The organism is Mycobacterium barrassiae (assembly GCF_025822765.1).
In the GTDB taxonomy this organism is placed as follows: domain Bacteria; phylum Actinomycetota; class Actinomycetes; order Mycobacteriales; family Mycobacteriaceae; genus Mycobacterium; species Mycobacterium barrassiae.
This window is the reverse complement of sequence record NZ_JACKUK010000029.1, coordinates 391,026-410,745: the sequence shown is the minus strand read 5'-3', so window position 1 is coordinate 410,745 and position 19,720 is coordinate 391,026. Positions and strand designations below refer to the sequence as shown.

Here is a 19,720-nt window from a genome sequence, read left to right as displayed (position 1 = left end):
TTTATGCGAAATTTTGGCGTCTCACGAGACAGCAATGCCGGCGAATCAAGGTCAGGCGAGCGAATCCTGGGGTTTGCCGTTTCAGCTCCTTCGTTGATGATGGCTTGTCCCAGGGTGTTGTCTTTGAAGCCAGCCTCCTTCTGTCCCGCTTGGCTTCCTCCATGTAATTGTCAACTTGCTGCTTCAACGTCTCCATGAAGCTCTGGGCATCGCGCCGCCTACCCCTCCGCAGCGGGCGCCTTGATGGCCGCACCGATGATCGGCAAGTAGCGCCTCACCTGTTCACGATCACTATCCTTCTCCGAATCGCTCAAGTTCTCGTAGGGGGTCTCGATCTGGGTTTGCCAACGCTTTGCTAAATGAGCGGGGATGATCAAAGACCCGTCCTTCGCACGCTGGCACTGGTCATGCATGTATTGCTGCCAATGAGCCCATCGTTCATGCTCGATAGCGGCGAGCTTTTCCATGAGTTCGGGCGTGTCCAGACGTGCCTGGACATCTCTTTCGGTGGACATCAGACGAGGCCGTCGTCGACGAGTTTCCAATAGTGCTGGCCAAGTACAGTCAGCTCGCAGCCGTGTGACCCCATCGCCGCGTGCCACATGTGTGGGGCACCGACGGGCCTCACGAGGTTGACCTTGACATAGTTTTGCAGTACCGCGAAGACAGCCGTGTGGGCCGGATCGGGCGCTGGAACCGAAGGATCTTCGAAGCCGGAGCGGTGCGGCTCGTAGCTGGGATCGAGGCTGAATACGGTTGTAGGAGAGGGGAATATGTCAGTCAGCTGCTGCAGCTCAGCCAGTTCAATTGGCGCAGTAGCCTCCCGCAATGAGATGAAGGTCTTTACGTTGGTCTTGAAAACTGGGCGTTGCGCCCAAGGCCCAAGCGATTGGTCGATGTGCGCATAGACGCTTCCAGGAGTAATTGCTCCTACGAGGTTCGCGGCAGCTCCACTGAGAGCGTCGACGAACAGGCTCGTGAAAACGCCTGATCCACCTCCGGGCGTCTCCATCGCGTACTGGTCAGCGGTCGACGCGGTGAGAATAGTGACACCATCGGAAATCTCGGCAACGTTCTGGCTGAGGGCGCTTGTTCCCGCAATGCCCGCGTGACAACTGTCCAGGATGATGACCTTATTCTTTGCCTTCGACGAGTTGGCCAAGGACATTAGTTCTGCCAGCGACAGACCGTCGTCGCCTGACTGGCAGTCGCTGGCACAAAGGAAGCCTCCGGTGTCTTCGATGTATCCGTGACCGGCAAAGAAGAAGAGTGCTATATCGGCGTCATCGGCGAAAAGCTTCCGGACCGATTCCTTGAGTTCGAGCCTAGTAACCTCGGCCCCAGGGCCGGTCCCGACCAGCAGGTGCGGGGTGGGGAAATTCAGCGTGCCGTCGGCATTCCGCTCGAGAACGTTCTTCACAGCGTGGGCATCGTTGACCGCCCCGCTGAGGTCCCCAATGTATGGGTAGTGGTCGATTCCGACGATCAGCGCCTTCCGCACGACGACCTACAGGGAGTCGATGAAGTTGCTGATGTTTTCATCGCTCCACGTGTACGTGGGCACCCCCGAAATGTTGGTGCGGTCGTCTTTATACGCCCAGATCCCCCGGATCGGCTTGCCCTCATCTTTGGCGCACTGGATCTCCCACTTCTGCCCCGAGGACGTCAGTGAGTTCTTGCTCACCAGCACGATCACTCCGTCCGAGCGACGGATCCGCGTCCGCACTTTGTCTTTCCACTCGGACTCGTACGGTTGCTTGACCGACATGTCGATGAACTCGAAGGGCGTGCGGGGGTGCAGGGACTGACCCTTCAGGAAGTCCCTTTGACGCTCGTCCTCGATCGCGAAGGCGATGAAAATGACCTTGGTGTCTGCCACGGTGCTCCTCGGTGAGCGTGTCGTCACCGCGCCCGGTTGGCCGGTGAAATCACCAGCGAAGTTTACCGGGGAGCACCGACAAGATGGCCGTCGCAGAATCCGAATACTGGTGGCTTGCCTCCCATCGTCAGAAGAGCCACGTGGTCGAGCACCCACAGCGCCGTTGGCAGACCAATTCGACACGTTCTGATATCTCGCATTGCCAGCAATCGACGATGCCCACAGATCCCAGCATCTTTTCCGTCATTTGGACACACCCCTGATCATGTCGTCACGAGCTGCATCAGCTCGGTGTAGTCGGTGACAACCTCGTACTTGACGTTCTCGCCGTTCTTCTCGTTCAGCGACGCGAAGAACTTCCGGGCGCATTCGATCTTCGCGTCCTCGACTCCTTTGAGCTGAAGCGACGAGAGTGAGCCTTTGGTCTCGGCGACGAAGTAGATGTGTTTGACCGTTCCCTCGGTGAACGCGATGGCCCAGTCTGGGTTGTAGTCACCTACGGGGGTCGGAATGAAGAATCCGCGTGGCAGCTTCGCGTAGACGGCAACCTCCTGACTGGTATCGAGCTCGGTGACAAAGTCGCGCTCGACCTTGGAGTCTGTGACGACGTAGTCGTAGATGTGCTTGGTCAGCTTGTTGCCAGCGTGGGTGAGGTCCTGCTTGGTCTGGTTCTCTGTGAAAATCGCTGTGTCGAAACGGTCTTCGAGCGCGTCGTAGGTCAGGTGCTCGACGATCGCTGTTGCCTTCTGCTCGTTGATGAGTCGGGCGGCCTCGGTGATGAACTGCTCCGGATTGAGCCGGAATTTGGCAAACGTCTCCGGGGTGACTCCGCTGAGGATTGCCGCCGCCGTACGACGGGTGAGCTGAGTTTTTTCCGTGATTTCACCGAGTAGGTCGTACCTGACCTGGGACGCGGCCGACACCGTCGCGGTGTGGGTTGTAGTGCTGGCCACGTCGAACCCGGCGCCGCTGGTGAGGTCGTCAGCTTCGAGGGCGTCGCGCTGCGTGCCAGCTTGGACCACGTATTGCATCGCGGCGACCTTGAGATGCTTGTCGAGTGCGTGAATGCACTTGGTGACGAGCTCGGATGAGTCGAACTCGACCTGATAGACGGCCTTCTGGTTGATCCGGCGCCACAGGGCCTGGAACTCTTTCTTGGCGAAGTTGGCCTCATTGAGCGGGATCTTCTTGGGCTTGCGGTCGTCGGTTGGGGCCGGGACATCGATGTTCAGCGAGTCGACCAAGGGCAACAGAAACTTGAGCACGGGTTTCAGGGCCTCGGATGTCGGCTCTGCCAGGGTGCCAGCCTCTTTCGCTGCCTTGTACTCGTCGGAAAGCGTGTCATCCTCGTTCAGGTAGTCGTTCTTGATCAGGTACTTATAGAGCGCCTGCGCGAGGGCTTCCTCGACTAGCGACTCGCCGTCTTCGGTCTGAATTGTCTTGCCGGTGAAGAACTTCACGCTTGCCTTGCGTGGCCGCGCAGCCAGCGAGTCGGAGATTTCCTTTTGTAGTCCTGCGACGAAGTCGGTGTAGGACTCGTCGGTGACAACTGTCAACTCGTTGATGTCGTGCACCGTGACGGGGTTGTCCATACGTTCGCCATGTTGGTCGACGGCCAAGCGCAGGCCGCGGCCGATCTCTTGTCGCCGCGATACGGTGTTATCGCTTTTCTTGAGCATGCCCATCACGAAGACGTTGGGGTTGTCCCAGCCTTCCCGAAGGGCGGAGTGGGAAAAGATGAAGCGAACCGGCTCGGCCAGCGATAACAACCGCTCCTTGTCCTTGAGGATCAGGTCGTAGGCGTCGACGTCCTTGGATTGGCCCTTTTCGTCACCTGTCGTGTGCACTGGCCCGTCGACCGCATGCCTGGTCTTCTTGTCGATCGAGAAGTAGCCCTCGTGCACGGCATGCACGTTGTCGCGGCGAAGATACGCCCGGTATGCCGCGGATGCGACGTCGAACTCGAGCTCGCCGAGAGTCTCATCGACGATCGCGGCGTACTCCTCCTCGAAGGTCCGGGCATAGTCGCCGAGCGTGTCCTCGCGGTCGTAATCGCGGTACTTCGCCACCTCGTCAATGAAGAACAGCGATAGCACCTTAACGCCTTGGGTGAACAGCTCCCGTTCCTTATCGAGGTGCGCCCGAATCACCTCACGGATCTGAATGCGGCGCTTGGCTTCTTCGGTGACGTCACGGTCAGAGAGCTGTCCAGCGATGACGACATCACCGTTGCTGAGTTCGATGACGTCGCGGTTGGCGTCGATGTCGGTGATGAAGAGGCCCTTGTACGCCTCGATGCCATTGGAGATGTCATGGAGGTTGGTACGCACATCAAGGCGCTTAACCTGGCGCGCGATCGGCCCACCTTTGGTCTGTACCTCGATCTCCACGCGGGCCCGCGGTTTTGCGCCCTTGGCGATCTCGATGGCATCGAGGTACAGGTAAGCCGTCGTGCCGGCCAATCCCTTCACAGTGATGCCTCGCACCGCAATCTTCTTGACCAACTTCTGGTTGTAGGCATCGAGCGCGTCGAGGCGGTGAACTTTGGTGTGCTCGACCTTGTGAGTTGCCGAGTAGCGCAGCACCATGAGTGCATTGAATCGCGACAGTGCTTCCAATGACTTTGGTGCACTGATCTTTTGCGGTTCGTCGATGATCACGATGGGACGGTTTGCGCTGATGACATCGATGGGACGCCGCGACTGGAAGTCGTCGAGTTCGTCGTAGATGCGGCGGTTATCCTTGCTCGTCGAATTGAACGCCTGAATGTTGATGATCATCACCTGCACCCCGGCGTCCGAGCTGAACCGCTCCAACTCATGCAGCTGGGCAGAGTTGTAGATGAACGACCGAGGCTTACTGCCGTACGTCTGCTGGAAGTGCTCGGCCGTCAAATCGATTGACTTCTTCACCCCCTCGCGAATTGCGACCGACGGGACGACGATGATGAATTTCGACCAGCCGTACCGCTTGTGCAGTTCCATGATCGTTTTGATGTAGACGTAGGTCTTACCGGTACCGGTTTCCATCTCGACGTCGAGATTAGGAGCACCCGGAGCGGCTTTGCTGTCCACCAGCTTGTCCGACAGCGGCAGGTTTCGCGACCGTTGAACGTGCTGAACGTTCTCTAGCCGCTGCGTTGGTGTCAACGCGATCTCGGCATTTCGCAGACCCGAGTCCGAAGTCGCACTCGGGTCAAAAAGCATCGGAGCCGTGGCCGGCTTCGCCCTGCCCGGATCGATCCGATAGGAAACACCATCATGTTTCGGCTGTCCGGCGAAGACCTCGACAACCGCGTCCACGGCATCGGTCTGATACTGCTGAATCTTGAACTGAAGCTTCATCAGTGTCAGATGGCCTTCACATCCGTCGCCGGGGAGATCTCATGGAAGATCTGTTCCGCATTGATCCGAGCGTCGTCGGAGGCGAAACCGGAGTCGCGGAATACCGCCCGCAGCGGCTCACGCTTCGCGATCGCCCGCACCAGCTCCGGGCTCACTTCCGAATCGAAACAGGCGACGAGAGCGTCGTCCTCGACGAGGTAGACCTCATGGCCCTCGAGCTTCTCCACGCTGATGGGCATCGTCAGTTCGAGACCCCAGTCGAGCAACACCTGGAACAGCAGATCCTCACCCGAGCGGTCCGGCTTCACGCTGTCCCCTAAGCCGGAAAGGGTCTGTTGCTCAGTCTCGTCGGGAGTACGCAGCACGTCCGTCAAGTTTGTTGTGTCCACCTTGAGAACTCGAAACCCTGGAGCGACAGAGTCCGCGAGAATCCCGGCCTCGTCGACGAGCTTGGCCCCCGCCCGCCGCAGTCGTTCCTTCGCTACTTCCGCAATCGTCGTGTATCCGGCCTGGGCTGCACCTGAGCTCTCTGCCACCGATTCATCAAGCTGAACCAGGATGAAACGCCGGTGTCCCCCATCGAGGGCATTCAGCGCCATCACCGCGTGCCCTGTGGAACCGGAACCTCCAAAGAAGTCGAGGACCATAGCGTCCTTCTTGCCTTGAGTTACGGCGTTAATCCACTTGCACAGCACGCCGATGTCCTTGGGGTTGTCAAAGACGTCGGCGCCCATCAGATCGATCAAAGCTCCCGTCGCACTCGCACGCTCCTGTACGACGAGCGAACGAATCGCCTGATCTTCCTGCTCGTCCAGATACATCTTGCGGCGCGGTGTCGTCGTCTCGTCAGGACCGAAGATGATTCGTCCTTCTGCCAGCATCTGATCCATCGTTTCCCGCGAGTAGCGCCAGCCATTCTCGTGCATCGGAACAGGCCGTCCTGTAACTGGATGGAGTAGCTCGTACTGGAGATTCGCCCGGGGGTTCGGACTCGCGAGTGGTCCACGGAGGAATGCGCGACCAGATTCATCGATCTCGGTGTACGACTGGAGCCCCTTTTCAGTCTCCGGCTTGGACTTCCACCACTCACGCAGAATTGCCGTAGCCCTCGCAGCGTCCTCGCCCGAACGCGCCCACGCATCACGCACTGCCGCGACGACCAGCCCATAGCCGCTTTTCGGTTCCTTCCAGCGCACGTCGTCGGCAATTAGTCGATTCCGGTCACGACCGTAGACGAGCATGTAGTCCAAGCCGCCCCCAGCAAAGCGCGCGTCATTCTTCGCTCGGCCCTGCCAAACGATATTCGCGAGGAAGTTCTGAGCGCCAAAGACCTGATCGAGTAATTGCTTGAGCCCAGAGTGCTCACGATCATCGATCGCGGCGATGAGCACGCCAGTCTCCGAAAGTAGGTTGCGCGCCAGCTTCAATCGGGGATACATCATGCTCAGCCAGTCGGAGTGAAATCTCCCGTTCGCTTCGGTATTCGCGACTAGCCGAGCCCCGCGCCCATCCACTTGGCCCGAGCGCAGCAGATACTCGGCCGCCGTCTCAGCGAAGTCGTCGGCGTAGACCCAATCAGCGCCGGAGTTGTAGGGCGGATCAACGTAGATCACATCCGCTCTTCCGAGATACGACTCCTGGAGGAGTTTGAGCGCATCGAGGCTATCGCCCTCAATGAACAGGTTATGCGCATCGTCGAAGTCGACCGACTCCTCACGCGCGGGCCGAAGAGTCTTCGCAATGGGTGCGTTAGCGATGAACAACGCTGCGCGCTTGCCGGGCCAGTCGAGTTGGTAACGTTCCTGCGGGCCTTCGACAACATGATCTGACAGTTCCTGGCGCAGCAGGTCGAAGTCGACGGCCTTCTTGGGATTCCCCTCGGCGTCGAGCTTCTCGGTGATGACGTTGGGGAACAGCTCGGCGAGCTTGTCAATATTGGCCTCGGTCATGTCGGGCGATGTCATGCGAAGTTTCTCCACCTGCTACCTCTGCTGTTCCAGTTCTGCTTGCTTCGTTTTCAGGGCGCGCCGAAGCTCCACCTTGCGGTTGAGTTGCGGCTCGGCGCGGAGTTTGCGCTCAAGGGAGGCGACCTCGCGTTCGAGCTTGCGCACGGCCTGGAGTCTGGCAGCAACGTCTGACAATTCCTCTCCTGGCCGTGCTGATACCGGGGTCAGCGGCGTAAGGAGTGCGGTGTACAGGGACGGCAGGCTGATCGCTGTGGGTAGTGGCTGTCGCTCTGCGTCCTGGGGTTGCCAGTCGGTCGTGTAGTAGGCGCCGAGCTTCGGCGTAGCGGGGCCGGCCTGTTTGTGCGATGCAGCCATCCGGACTCGCTGGTCGTCGCCTTCGCCCGTGACTATCTCGAAGATGATGGGGGTCTTGACCGCTTTGTCGATGGCGGCGAGCACGGACTCGCCAACATCGTCGCCCTTTGTATCGATCTGGAAGACTTGGATTTCGGGGACGTCTGCGTTGCCGGGCAGGTTGATGGTGGATTGGGCGAGCTTGTAGGCCCAGGTGATGCGCTGGACCTCGGTGACGAATTTGTCACGCACCGCACTGGGGACGGTGCCGTGTTCGTAGAACTTGGTCTTCGGGACGGTACGACCGAATTTGGCGGCGACGGGCCAGCGGTAGAGCAGGGCCGTCATGTGGTTCCTTCGGTGGTGTCGACGATCGCGATGAATGCGGTGAGTTCGAAGTCGTCGAGGCCGGCGATTGCCTGGGTGAGCGCGGTCGTGTGTCCTCCGCTGAAGAGGCTGTCGATGTCGCGTTCTTCGGTGACGTCGATCATGGATCGGATTGCTGCGGTGAGCAATTCGGAGTACTTGCCCATCTCTGCACCTTCGTGCGTGGCCGCGTTGAAGACGCGGGTGACCTCGGTGACGGGTTCCTCATGGGGCCGGCATCCTGTGCGAATCAGGTCGAGCAGGTGTTTGGCCTCTGTGTGGTCGGCGATGACGTTGCCGTTGTCGTCGAGGTAGACCAGGTAGTGCGGGTGAAGCCGGTTGCCCCGATTGATGTTCTCGTTGGCGTCGACGTTGCGCAGCGCGAACAGCACACCGGGGTGGAGGCCTCTTGAGGGGTCTGCGGGGAGCACGGCGTGAAGTCCCTTCGGCGCGGTGGCCAGATCGCCGGACTCCTTGAGGTATCCCAGCAGGTCCATGCGGAAGTCGTTGAGACCGAGATCGGTGATGGACACACCGGTGCGGACATCTTCGAGTTCGATGACTTCGTCTTGGAGTTTGCGGAGCTGCTCCTTCCGGAACGCGGCATCGCTGCCTTCAAGGGTGAGGACATTGTCGTCGGCGGTGCCGGCGAGGTCGGCGATGACCATGCGGTTCTCGACGCGTTCCTTTAGGTTGATGTATTCGTCGAGGGAGATGTCGGGCCAGAAGTTCACGAGCTGGATCTGGGCGTTGGTCGAGCCGATGCGGTCGATGCGGCCGAATCGTTGGATGATCCGTACCGGGTTCCAATGAATGTCGTAGTTGACGAGATAGTCACAGTCCTGGAGGTTTTGGCCTTCGCTGATGACGTCGGTGCCGATCAGCACATCGAGTTCGCCGGTGTCTTTGGGCATGGTGAGGTGGCGTTGTTTGGACTTCGGCGAGAACAACGTCAGGACCTGCTGGAAGTCGTAGCCGGTCCCCAGCGTTGTTTTCGCGGCGTGGGCGCCGCCAGTGACGAGCGCGGTGTGTAACCCGGAGTCGCTCAATGCCGGCGCGAGCTGTTTGTAGAGGTACTCGGCGGTGTCGGCGAACGCCGAGAAGATCAGTGCCTTGCGATTCAACGGGTTGAGGGGGTTGGCGGCCTTGTCCTCGATGAGTCGTTTGAGCTCCCGCAGCTTGAGGTCGTGATCCGGTGTGACCCTGCGCATCTCGTCGAGTAATTCACGGAGGGTCTCGCGGTCGTTCCAGAGATCGCGCTGCCAGGATTCTACGTCGATGTCGTCGAGGTCGATCTTTATCTTCTCGCCAAACGAGAGGGCCTCGACGTTGGCGTCATCCTCGTCGTCGACATCGAGGTCCAGGCCGGAGAAATCGACGCTGAGGTCGTTCAAGGATCCCGTTCTTGACTTGAGCCGGATCAGAGTGTTGTCGACTGCCCCTTCAATTTTGGCGAGGGTGAGCCGGAACGCCTCGACCGAACTCTCCAAACGCTTGAGCAGGTTGACCGTCATGAGCTTTTTCAAGCCCTGCTCACGGCCGAGCTGCCCGATATTGGAGCGCGCAGTGCCGCCCTTGACGTTGTAGAGATCTTCGTACTTACCGATCCGGCTTGGGAATACGTAGGCCAGCGGCGTGTAGACCGCCAGGGTGAGCACCTGAAGCTGTCCGAAGATTTCGTTGAATGCGGGCACATCGGGGAGGTCGGAGAGCGGCTCACGAATCGACCGCGGCGGGAGCCGTTGTGGGAAAGTGCCGATCTCGGTGGTGTCGTAGAACGCCTGAATGTGCTTGCGGGACCGTGCGATGGTGACCGAGTCGAGCAGTTCGAAGAAGTCGAAGTCGAGCATCTGCAAGATACGGTCGGTGGTGCGCGCCTCGGGGTCGAGCTTGGACCACTCGTTGAAGACGCGCTGCGCGTCGCTGAACACTTTCTCGACCGTCGTCGAGATGTTGAGATGCTGGCTTAGGTTCTCCGACCTTCCTTCGTAGGCAAGCTGGAGTTGGTTCTTCAGGTCGTTGAAGCGGTTGTTGACCGGTGTGGCCGACAGCATCAGCACTTTGGTCTTCACGCCCTCGCGGATGACTTGACGCATCAGCCGCTGGTAGCGCGACTCTTTTTCTTCTGCGTAGTCGGCGTTGCGGAAGTTGTGGGACTCGTCGATAACGACGAGGTCGTAGTTGCCCCAATTGATTCGGTCGAGCCGCAGCCCCAACGATTCACCTCTGGTGCGGGAAAGATCGGTGTGAGCAAGGACGTCGTAGTTGAACCGGTCGCGAGCGAAAATATTGGTGGTCAGATTGGCGTTGTAGTTGGTCCAGTTCTCCGCAAGCTTCTTCGGTGCAAGCACCAGGACAGACTTGTTGCGCAGCTCGTAGTACTTGATCACTGCAAGCGCGGTGAAGGTCTTCCCGAGTCCCACGCTGTCAGCGAGGATGCAGCCGTTGTAGGTCTCCAGTTTGTTGATGATTCCCGTCGCCGCGTCCCGCTGGAAGTTGTACAGGCTCTGCCAGACCTGCGTTTCCTGGTAGCCGGTGCGATCATTCGGCAGGACGTCCTCGCTGACGTCTTCGAGAAACTCCGAGAACAGGTTGTACAGGATCAGGAAATAGATTCGCGCCGGTGAGTTTTCGGCGTACACGCTCGCGATGTGGTCGTACACCGCTTGGGTGACATCTTCGAGCTGCGTGGGGTTGTTCCAGATCTGATCGAACAGGGCGGCGTATTGCCGTGCCATGGGAGCTTCGTCGAGCTTGGTCACGACGTTCGACACCGCGTTCCCACGCTCGTAACCAAGGTCGGCAGACGTGAACCCCTGGATCGGCTGGTAGGCGACCTTGTCATCCACAACGGCGAACTGCTGCATCGGTGCACCAGTCCGGTTCGACCGGAAGCGAACCTTTCGGCGCACCCACTCCGCACATTCACGCGCGATAGCCCGCTGCGTCAGCTTGTTGCGCAGACGGATCTCGAACTGAGAACCGTAGAGCGACGACTCCCCGTTGGACCCCGGCGGAATGAAGAACTGTCGGCGTTCCTTGGGCAGCTGATCGGTAGCCGCCGCGGCGACAAACGACGGCGAGGTGAAGACGAACTCGAGCTCTTCGACTCGCTCCAACTCCTTGCGCAGCGCCTCAAACGCGAAGATGGAAAATGTCGATGCAGCGATACGCAGCTTCGACCCAACCTGCACCTCAGCCTTGAGATCGTCGCCGAGGAGATCGTTGACGTTGTCGATGATGTGCACGTTCAGTCCTCCGCGGCCGTAGCCCCGTTACGACGAACCCAATCGTCGACCTCGGCTGCCTGGAACTTCCACAGGCGCCCCAGCTTGTGAGCCGGCATGCCCTTCTCGGCGATCCAGGCGTACACGGTGTCCTTGGTGACGCCAAGGTGGGTAGCAATGTCGTCGGCTGACAGCCACGGCTCGGGCACGGGCGAACCTCCTGGCTGACAGCTAATCGACACCTCGGTGCATGGGCGAGATGAGCTTATCGGGAAGAGAGCCATTTGGACCGGTTTTGACCGGGTATAGCGGGTGAAGCCCGTTGCGCGCCGGGCTTGGGTTGGCGAACGCCGGCGAGGAGACGGAGGAGAAGTGGGCAGTCGTTATCGTCGGTCCAGCAGAACGCTGAGGTTGGCCGATAATCACCTTCGTCTGCGTGCTGCACGGTCCCGTATAGGCGTGACGGTGCCAATCGGAGTCTCGCCCCGACTGGCCTGAAGCTGTGCGTTGAGCTCTGCGATCACGGTGACGGCGGCCCGGTTTCTGCGTTCGAGGTCGCTGTTGTGTTCGCGCAGCCTCGCGACGCTCTTCTTGAGTTCAGTGACCGTGGCCTGTAGTCCAACGAGCTCGGCGTCACGAGGAGCGGGTTCCTTGCCGACGCTGGCGTTCCAGTCTGCGATTACCTCAGTGGCACGGTTCATGGTTGCGCGGCTGACGCCGGCTTCGATGTGCAAGTTGGCTTTCGTGAGCCGGCCGTCGGTCCGATTGGACTTGCCCGCCAGCAGGCGCTCCATTGCGTCGCGGAGCTTCTTCTCGGTTGCCGGACTGACGCTGGTCACTTCGGCTCCTGGTGGGTGATTTTGCGGACGTCGGCGAGCTGGGTTTCGAGGCGCTGGCGGTGGACGGGTGCCATTCTCTTGTCCTTGAGCTTGTCGACGAGGTCGGATTCCTCGCGCAGCCAGATGGGCAGGTGTTGGTCGGTGATGACCGAGTTTCGGCAGGTGGCGGGTTGACACATGCTCGGGATCGGGCCGCCGGCTTTCACGGCTGCGGATGCGCCTTCCAGGCATAGCGCTTTGGCGGGGTCACCGAGGCAGTGGTTGAGGGTGCCGAGTCGGATGGTGGCGAATTCGTCGCGTAGCAGGGCTCGGAGCATGCGTTCGTTGCCGATGGCGACGGTGGTCTTGGCGCGGTCGGTGATGTCGGCGAGGCCGTTGGCGAAGGTTGTTGCGCCGGGGCCGCGCAGAGCGTGGTCGCCTTGGGCGTGACGTGCCCAGTCAGCGACGAGTTCCCCGGCGGCCGCTTCCTTGGCGTGGTGTTCGAATTCTTTGGCCCATTCAGGCGTGGGCGCCGCGTATCCACTCGTTGTGGCGTTGGCAAGTGCGCGAACGGCATTGTGTTTGAGCGTGATTCCTAACGCGATTTCGCCGTCGGGCTCGTTGGCGGTGATCACGGCCATGGTGCGGCGAAACATGTGAGGCGCCAGCGGAGTCGCGGGAATGCGCTCCAAACCGTTCTGGGGTGAATGGTCGTTGACCCACGCGACGAACGATCGGATCTGTTCGTATTGGTCGAATCCTGTCAAGTCGCGGTGCACGCTTTCGCGCACAGCGCCGAAGAGTCGGTTCTCGTCGAGGGTGATTTGTTCAGCGACTTTTAACGCCGTCACGACTGGTTCGCTTACCCACCAGCGTTGTGGTGTTCCACCGTGTGGTTGCATCTTGTGCAGTGTGCTGGTGACGGCGGGGGCGCCGTAATGTGTTCCGATGGCCCCGGTGGCGAGGCTTTGAACTTCGCTGTCACGCATCATCGTCATGATCGCGACGAAAATGTATGCGGCGTTGCGCAGTTGGGTGAGTTCCTTGCTGACGATGATGCGGTCGAAGCCGCTTATCCAGGGTCCGTGTGTGCTGTCGGGCCGTTCAACAGCCGCGGGTTGGACCGAGCTGTAGCCGTATCGAGTGGGCACGCCTTGGCCGATCGCCTGACGGACGCGAAGTTGCCGAGCAGGTCCGCGGTTGCCGTAGAAGTTGGTGCCGCTCAATCCAGGTGTCGTGCAGAGACCCAGGCCGTCCCAGTTGATGTCTCCCGCCCGTGCGCGTCCCAAGGTGTAGATGTGCAGGGGAACAAAGGCTTCAGGTGATGACAGCCAGGCGTCAAGCGCGTCGTCGATATCCCGTGTTGAGGGACGGACCTCCCGATACTTGGGCCCACGCGTATCGAGGAGCGTAATTTCATCGCGAGCAGCAGTGATGTCGGCGGCGAAAGTGTCGATGTAGGTCCAGCAGGCGCGTACCAGTGGCCAGAAGGTCTCCGGCGGGATGACGGGCGTCTTGACTTCGCCGCTGGATCTCGCAGCCCACGGGCTGACCTGGACGGAGAGTCCGCCGTTGGGCAGGAGTCCCCGGAAATCACCGAGGTGGCGCAGGAGGTCGTTGGCGCTACGGCCGGCAGAGAAGGATCGAGCCTTTCGCGAGGCGAGGTAGGCCTCACCGTCAGCGTGAGTCCATGCTGAAAGCTCCTCGCTGAGTCCGGCCGTGGCGGCCCATTCCGCGAGGTATCTCAATTCGGTGAGGACATGTCGGATCGACTTCAATTTGTAGGGCCGATTGGAGCGATAGATTCCGGCTTGTCTGACAACGGGGTGGACCGGTTGCAGCATGGCCATCGCGAGGGTCTTGGCGACCGGCACCCACCCGTCGGGATACACATCGAAACGCAAATGTGCCTGTGCAGCATTGAGGTTCGGTGCGAGACCGCTAGCGGTGAGATCCCAGCGCGGGAGGTCCCCGAATCGGGGGTCAGGCCCGTCGGTCACGCGGCGGTCAGCAGGTAACACTGGCTCGTCGGGGTCGAAGCCTGTCAGTGCCGGCCAAGTCTGCGGCTGGGGTGGATTGGTCATTGTTCGGCCCTTTGTCCAAGCGGGCGGTGCAGATGGATGTCCGCCTGGCGGGCAGCCTCGATCTGCTCGGGTAAGAACTCGGCGACGATGGCGTCGATGTTGACTCTCTGCTGGCCGTAGATCTCGCTGAACACCCTCGGTGGCGTGTTGTTCTCGATGGCGTCCAGTGCCTCTCGGTAGGCGATCAGGCGCGGCAGGTGATCGCGGAACACGATGGCGTTACGGCATTGCAAGCACATCGACGGTGAGGCATGGCATAGCGAGCCCTGATCCATGAACGGTGCGTCATAGGGATCTCGGCAAGCAGCGATCGTCAGTTCCTGCTCAGGGGGCGTCTCCGCGGCGACGGTGGCGGCAATTTCGGCGAGCTCGGGATCTGTCGGTGATTCGGCGACCTCGGCTGCCGTCGCGGCCACGAATGTTGGTCCCTGTGAGGCGCGTTGCAGGACCTTCTGCTGCGCACGCAGCACCGTCTGGGCGGCGATCGTGTGAACGGTCGTGGTTTGCGCGTAGTGGTCGCGGAAGACCTCGACGGTGTGGTCGTCGCCGGCAGCGCCGGCGAGGGTGCCCAGCAGAGCCGCGCGTGCGCTCTTGACCGTCTTACGGAGCCGGCGCATGTCGTGGGGTTGGCTGATCGAGAGGCTGTGGCGCTCAATCAGATTCTTCAGCGTGTTGAGTTTTCCGAAGTGGTGCTCCCGGATCACGTAATGGGGATACTCGTGGTCGAGCCGATCACGGACAGACCGGCATCCGGTCACCCAGAACAGCGGTTGATCCGGCGTCAGCGCGTGGGCGTGGCGCATGGCATGGGCAGCTCGCCGCAGAAGGTCGCCGGCCTTCCACCCCCACGGCTGGTCCCGCGGCGAGGCCAGAGTGTGCCATCGGATCCGTTGGGCACGCGCCTTTGTCGCCCGAACCCGCACGGACTCCACGCCGAACTCGATGTCCTCGCGGCAGAGTCGAGCGCTCTCTTCGGGCGACCATCCGGTCTGCAGATGCAGTAACACCCGGATGGCCAGGAGGTACTCGGCATCGGGAGCCAGGAATGCGCCGACGGCTGTCAGCAGTGGTGGGGCCTTGATTCGCGCGGCGGCGCGCCAGACTCCGGACATGCGGTCGATCTCTAGCGGATCCAGTTGGCGTCGTGATCCGGCGAGATGGATGTGGAACTCATCCTTATAGGGCACGTTGCGTAAAGCCCACAGCACGTTCTCCACGCTGTTCCACCCGTGGATCCGCGGATCGTGGCCGCCGCGAAGTAGGGCGTCGCCGCGCGTCAGACGGTCCTCTGTGTCGCGCACGATCTGCCGGCAGGTCTGCTCGAGTTGGAGGCGCTCGTCGTTGCTGAATTCGTCGAGAGGGAGTTCCTGCCATGGCCGTCCGTCTAACACCTGGCCGTTCGCCCAGTCCGCCAGCACACCTCCGGGGATCCCGTTGGACTGCAGGTAGCGGGCGACCTGATTGCGAAGTTCCATGCCCAGGTCTTTGGCTCGGACGCTGGGCGGGGGGAACTCGGCGACCATCGCCGATTCCCAATCATGTAGCCGCCGGGCCACGTCCGCGCCGTCGCCGGACAATGTCAGGAATCTGTCCGCGTCGGCGGTAAGGAAGTTCCCGACACTACGAACCACGCTGGATTGGCGGGACACTGTGCCAGGTGATAGCGATGCGGTCTCGGCGCATTCCTTCCATGCGTCAGCCAGTTCAGCCACGAGCCTTGTCGCTACATACCGGCGTGGATCAATTCGAGATTGTTTCAGCGGACCACCCGGCGGAAACGTCACAATACGCGGCTGGCGGTCGGAATCGTTCACGGCCGTTGTGCCTCGATTTGCGCGAGAACGTAACTGGCGTAGTCACGTTCGTTGTCGCTCCACGACTCGAAGGCACGTTGAATGAGCTCGTCTGACTCATCGACATAACGCAGATAAACCATCGTCGTGGACGGGCTGGCATGCCCGAGCAGACGCTGCAAAGTCAACAAAGGGTTGTGAATGATGTGCTCGCTGATAGTGCCGAACCCGTGCTTGGGACGCGATCGTTCGAGCTGCGCAGCACGCGCCTGCAAGCTACGCAACATCACCACGGCAAACGTATGGCGCAAGTCATGTGGCGTGACCGCCACCGACATCATCGGAACCTGGCCCTCGAAGTTCGCCAGCCGGTCGTTGGCCTCCTCAAAGTATTGGTGCCACCGCCGCTGCGATGGCGGCACGCCGCCTCGACCGACGAACAGCGACAGTGGCTCGATCCCGCCAGGAGTCACCTTCACCAGTACGCGTCGCGTCTCTGGCGGAATCGTCGCGAACTCGTCGCGCCGCTCGTCACCATTAAGCGTGTAGACCAGCTTGCCCGCCGGCAGGTCAACGTCGTGGACCACCGCCATATTCGGCAGTTTCCGGCGCAAGCTCGCCTGGGCCTTCCGCACCAGCGATTTCCGTTCCGTGTTTCGGTACAGCTCAACTGTCTGGACGGTGGATGCCGGAACATAAACTCGGCGTCGACGGCCGTTCTTCGCGCATGCCTCCAGCACGAGTGAAGTGCCAGCCCCCTCCGATCGGACCTCGACGTCCAGCAGGGTGCTCCATTCGGTGAGCCTCATCCCCGTGGTCAGTGCCAGCTCGGCGGCGCACGCGTTTCGGACCGTAGACCTGCCGCGGTAGGAGCGATCCAGCTCTCCCGTGGGCAACTCCCCGCCGAACCCAACATCGCGCAACGCGACCCACTGCGCGTGAGAAAGCGCCCGAACATCCATCTCAGTCCGAGGAATCCGCGGAGTCACCACCGACCGGCTACCGACCTGAATCCACGGCAAACTGTCTCTGCGCCCGGTTTCGTACAAGTACGTGAAGAGAGCTCGAATCACCACCAATTGCCGAGCCCACGAACGCGGCGAGACCCCGGAAGCGAATCGGTCCGCCCGGTAGGCCACCAGGTCGGACTCCGAGACATCTAGCACCCCAACGCCTCTCGTCTCTAGGAAGCGGCCGAATTCGAGCGCGTCGCGGGCGTAGGAGACAACAGAGTTCCGACGTAGATTTTGCGAGTACAGCCCCAGGAATGTGCACCAAGGTTCCACCGGGCGCATCGAATTGTCCACCAATACCGGAGTCCCGTCGGGCACTCGTGGCGTCGAGATGGCGTCGGAGCCGACCGCCTTCAACCTGTCCGGCCGCGACACCAGCGACCAGTCAGCGAAGTACAAATCCACCGGAAGCGTCCCCCTCAACGGCCCTTCTGTAGTCAGGGTTGCGGGCACTGTAACGGGGTGGCGCATGGATCCGAGTGAGACACGCCCAAATACAGCGCATAACGNTCAGCGAAGTACAAATCCACCGGAAGCGTCCCCCTCAACGGCCCTTCTGTAGTCAGGGTTGCGGGCACTGTAACGGGGTGGCGCATGGATCCGAGTGAGACACGCCCAAATACAGCGCATAACGTTTACGGGGACTGGCACCTTCATCACCCGACTGATGCAGTCGGGTCTCGTCCGCCCAGAAGACCTGGCCCGGAAATACGCAAACGAGTTGCACGCCAACGAGATCATGCTGCTCGCCTACTACATCGCCGCGGTAAACATCGAGACCACCTACCACGCACTCACGAAGGCGGAGTACAGCCCGTTCGAGGGCATCGTGCTTGCCGATACCTTCCAGATCACCGAGTCTCACGACTCAATGGACACGGAGATGTTCCCGCAGAACAACTCCCGCATCATCAAACAGCTCGCGGCACCAATTCACGTAATCATCGGAAATCCGCCCTACTCTCTCCGGCAGGCAAACGTCGACGATGACAATGCGAACCTCGCGTATCCGACGCTGGACTCGCGAGTCGGTGACACCTATGCCAAACGATCTACCGCGACCAATAAGAACAGCCTTTACGACTCATATCTTCGAGCATTCCGATGGGCCACGGACCGGATCGGTGACCATGGAGTGGTTGCGTTCGTTTCCAACGGCGGCTGGATTGATGGCAACACTGCCGACGGTGTCCGTCTGTCCCTAGCGGACGAGTACAGCCGCATGTACATCTACAACTTGCGCGGGAACCAACGCACTGGGGGCGCGCTCTCGCGGAAGGAGGGCGGCAAGGTGTTTGGCTCCGGCAGCCGGAATACCGTGGCCATCTTCATCGGCGTGAAGAATCCTTCCAACAACGGGCCTTGCGCGATCTCCTACCGAGACATCGGTGACTACCTAACCCGAGAGCGGAAATTGGAGATCATTGCGGGTAGCGATCTGGACTCGGTGGATTGGAGGCCAGTCACGCCAAACGAGCACGGTGACTGGGTCAGTCAACGCAGCGATGACTTCTCGGGGTGGCCGGCAATCGGCGACAAGTCAAATCCGGTGACCGCACTGCGAGTGTTCAAGACATACTCGCAGGGGATCAATTCTGGGCGCGACGCATGGGTTTACAACTTTTCGTCGGCGAAGGTTCTTGAGAACATGCGCACCTCAATTTCGTACTACAACGATGAGATCGACCGGGCAAGTATGGTCGCCGGTGCCAATTCGACGTTAGATCCGCAACCCACGATAACAACGCGACTTTTCAGCTGGACAACGAACTCCAAGAGAGACTTCGCCCGTCGGGCACGATATGAGTTCAAAGCCAACGCTGTTCGGATCGGAAGCTATCGCCCGTTCTGCAAGCACGCGGTCTACTTCGACAAAGCGCTTCTCGAGCGCGTCTATCAGCTACCGACAATCTTTCCAACACAATCGCACCGCAATGTTGGCATCTGGCTATCAGACCGCAGTGCAGGAGCACCATTCAGCGCGCTGATGACTTCCGCTATCCCGAACCTGACACTGGGAGGTGCGGGGAACCCCGGCCAGTACTTTCCTCGCTGGACTTACGATAAGGCCGACCCCGATGATGGCGCCCTCGCGCTGGACACCGGCAGCGGCGAGGTCGACGAATTTGGATACCGCCGCCTCGACAACATCACTGACGAAATCCTGGTGACTTACCGTGAGGCGATCGGCGGCCAGGTCACCAAGGACGAGATTTTCTTCTACGTCTACGGCCTGCTGCACGACCCCGACTACCGCGAGAACTACGCCGCGGACCTGAAGAGGATGCTCCCTCGGATCCCAATACCGAAATCCGAGCAACGATTTACGCAACTCAAAGCGGCAGGTCGCGTCCTGAGCGACCTGCACATCGGCTATGAGAGTGCAGAGCCGTACCCGGTCGAGGTGCAGCTCAAGCCCGGCGCCAATCCCGAGGACCGTGAGACGTGGCGGGTCACCAAGATGAGGTGGGCGAAGAAGAAGGATCCCGAGACCGGCAAGAGCGTCGACGACGTCACCACTCTGATCTACAGCCCGAAGGTGACTATCGCAGGCATCCCCGAGGTCGCTGATCGATACGTGATTGGCTCTCGATCGGCGTTGGCCTGGATCATCGATCGATACATGGTGAAAACCGACAAGGCGTCCGGCATTGTCAACGATCCGAACGACTGGTGCGACGAGCACGACGACCCCAGATACATTCTTAGTCTCATAGCCAAGGTCACCACGGTAGCGGTCGAGACAATGAGAATCGTGGACGAAATCTCGAAGACGTAGATGTAGCCAGCCAGTCGGCGCTTATGCCCCAGACGACGGGCCCCTGTCGTCTTCTACCGCGCAGCCCGACACACTCACGAATGCCAGCATCAACCGTCAGCGTAATCGAACGCTCGG

Annotated in this window: 12 protein-coding genes and 1 pseudogene; 1 reads left to right on the top strand and 12 read right to left on the bottom strand. The window is 60.5% G+C overall.

The features are described 5' to 3' along the window. Positions 1 to 218: 218 nt before the first annotated feature. The 12 genes from H7J93_RS21605 to H7J93_RS21550 all read right to left on the bottom strand — a co-directional run bounded on the left by H7J93_RS21605 (position 219) and on the right by H7J93_RS21550 (position 17,229). Complete coding sequence (locus tag H7J93_RS21605) at positions 219 to 515, bottom strand: hypothetical protein (RefSeq protein WP_143773406.1); 297 nt, start codon at positions 513 to 515, stop codon at positions 219 to 221. Beyond that, complete coding sequence (locus H7J93_RS21600) at positions 515 to 1,501, bottom strand: caspase family protein (RefSeq protein ID WP_267308331.1); 987 nt, start codon at positions 1,499 to 1,501, stop codon at positions 515 to 517. Before H7J93_RS21600 ends, H7J93_RS21605 begins: the two co-directional genes overlap by 1 nt. Before the next feature lie 6 nt (positions 1,502 to 1,507). Beyond that, positions 1,508 to 1,879 (bottom strand): TIR domain-containing protein, encoded by a 372-nt coding sequence (locus tag H7J93_RS21595; RefSeq protein ID WP_143773404.1) that lies wholly within the window; start codon positions 1,877 to 1,879, stop codon positions 1,508 to 1,510. A 263-nt stretch (positions 1,880 to 2,142) separates the two neighbouring features. Then, a complete protein-coding gene (locus H7J93_RS21590) occupies positions 2,143 to 5,223 on the bottom strand; it encodes a type III restriction-modification system endonuclease (RefSeq protein WP_207067912.1) in 3,081 nt (1,026 codons plus the stop codon). Positions 5,224 to 5,228: 5 nt separating this feature from the next. Then, positions 5,229 to 7,187, bottom strand: coding sequence for a site-specific DNA-methyltransferase (locus tag H7J93_RS21585; RefSeq protein ID WP_143772581.1), 1,959 nt, complete (start codon positions 7,185 to 7,187; stop codon positions 5,229 to 5,231). A gap of 18 nt (positions 7,188 to 7,205) precedes the next feature. After that, positions 7,206 to 7,871, bottom strand: a complete 666-nt coding sequence (locus tag H7J93_RS21580) for a DUF4391 domain-containing protein (protein ID WP_143772580.1) — start codon at positions 7,869 to 7,871, stop codon at positions 7,206 to 7,208. Next, complete coding sequence (locus tag H7J93_RS21575) at positions 7,868 to 11,137, bottom strand: helicase-related protein (RefSeq protein WP_143772579.1); 3,270 nt, start codon at positions 11,135 to 11,137, stop codon at positions 7,868 to 7,870. The genes H7J93_RS21580 and H7J93_RS21575 overlap by 4 nt, the downstream gene beginning before the upstream one ends. A 2-nt stretch (positions 11,138 to 11,139) precedes the next feature. Beyond that, on the bottom strand, positions 11,140 to 11,325 hold the full coding sequence (locus tag H7J93_RS21570; RefSeq protein ID WP_052525842.1) for a helix-turn-helix domain-containing protein: 186 nt from the start codon (positions 11,323 to 11,325) through the stop codon (positions 11,140 to 11,142). A 213-nt stretch (positions 11,326 to 11,538) separates the two neighbouring features. Continuing rightward, complete coding sequence (locus tag H7J93_RS21565; protein WP_143772578.1) at positions 11,539 to 11,955, bottom strand: hypothetical protein; 417 nt, start codon at positions 11,953 to 11,955, stop codon at positions 11,539 to 11,541. After that, a complete protein-coding gene (locus tag H7J93_RS21560; protein WP_143772577.1) occupies positions 11,952 to 14,018 on the bottom strand; it encodes a hypothetical protein in 2,067 nt (688 codons plus the stop codon). The genes H7J93_RS21565 and H7J93_RS21560 overlap by 4 nt, the downstream gene beginning before the upstream one ends. Further along, positions 14,015 to 15,730 (bottom strand): hypothetical protein, encoded by a 1,716-nt coding sequence (locus tag H7J93_RS21555; protein ID WP_143772576.1) that lies wholly within the window; start codon positions 15,728 to 15,730, stop codon positions 14,015 to 14,017. Before H7J93_RS21555 ends, H7J93_RS21560 begins: the two co-directional genes overlap by 4 nt. A 98-nt stretch (positions 15,731 to 15,828) precedes the next feature. Then, on the bottom strand, positions 15,829 to 17,229 hold the full coding sequence (locus H7J93_RS21550) for a tyrosine-type recombinase/integrase (protein ID WP_236741616.1): 1,401 nt from the start codon (positions 17,227 to 17,229) through the stop codon (positions 15,829 to 15,831). 229 nt (positions 17,230 to 17,458) lie between these two features. Between H7J93_RS21550 and H7J93_RS21545 the strand changes: the two are divergent. Then, a pseudogene (locus H7J93_RS21545) lies at positions 17,459 to 19,603 on the top strand (type ISP restriction/modification enzyme); the annotation flags it as partial. Positions 19,604 to 19,720 lie beyond the last annotated feature (117 nt).

Bases quoted from the DNA above. Each gene is read 5' to 3' on its own strand.
- H7J93_RS21560 (WP_143772577.1), bottom strand. From the start codon at position 14,018: ATGACCAATCCACCCCAGCCGCAGACTTGGCCGGCACTGACAGGCTTC.
- H7J93_RS21580 (WP_143772580.1), bottom strand. From the start codon at position 7,871: ATGACGGCCCTGCTCTACCGCTGGCCCGTCGCCGCCAAATTCGGTCGT.
- H7J93_RS21590 (WP_207067912.1), bottom strand. From the start codon at position 5,223: ATGAAGCTTCAGTTCAAGATTCAGCAGTATCAGACCGATGCCGTGGAC.
- H7J93_RS21605 (WP_143773406.1), bottom strand. From the start codon at position 515: ATGTCCACCGAAAGAGATGTCCAGGCACGTCTGGACACGCCCGAACTC.
- H7J93_RS21585 (WP_143772581.1), bottom strand. From the start codon at position 7,187: ATGACATCGCCCGACATGACCGAGGCCAATATTGACAAGCTCGCCGAG.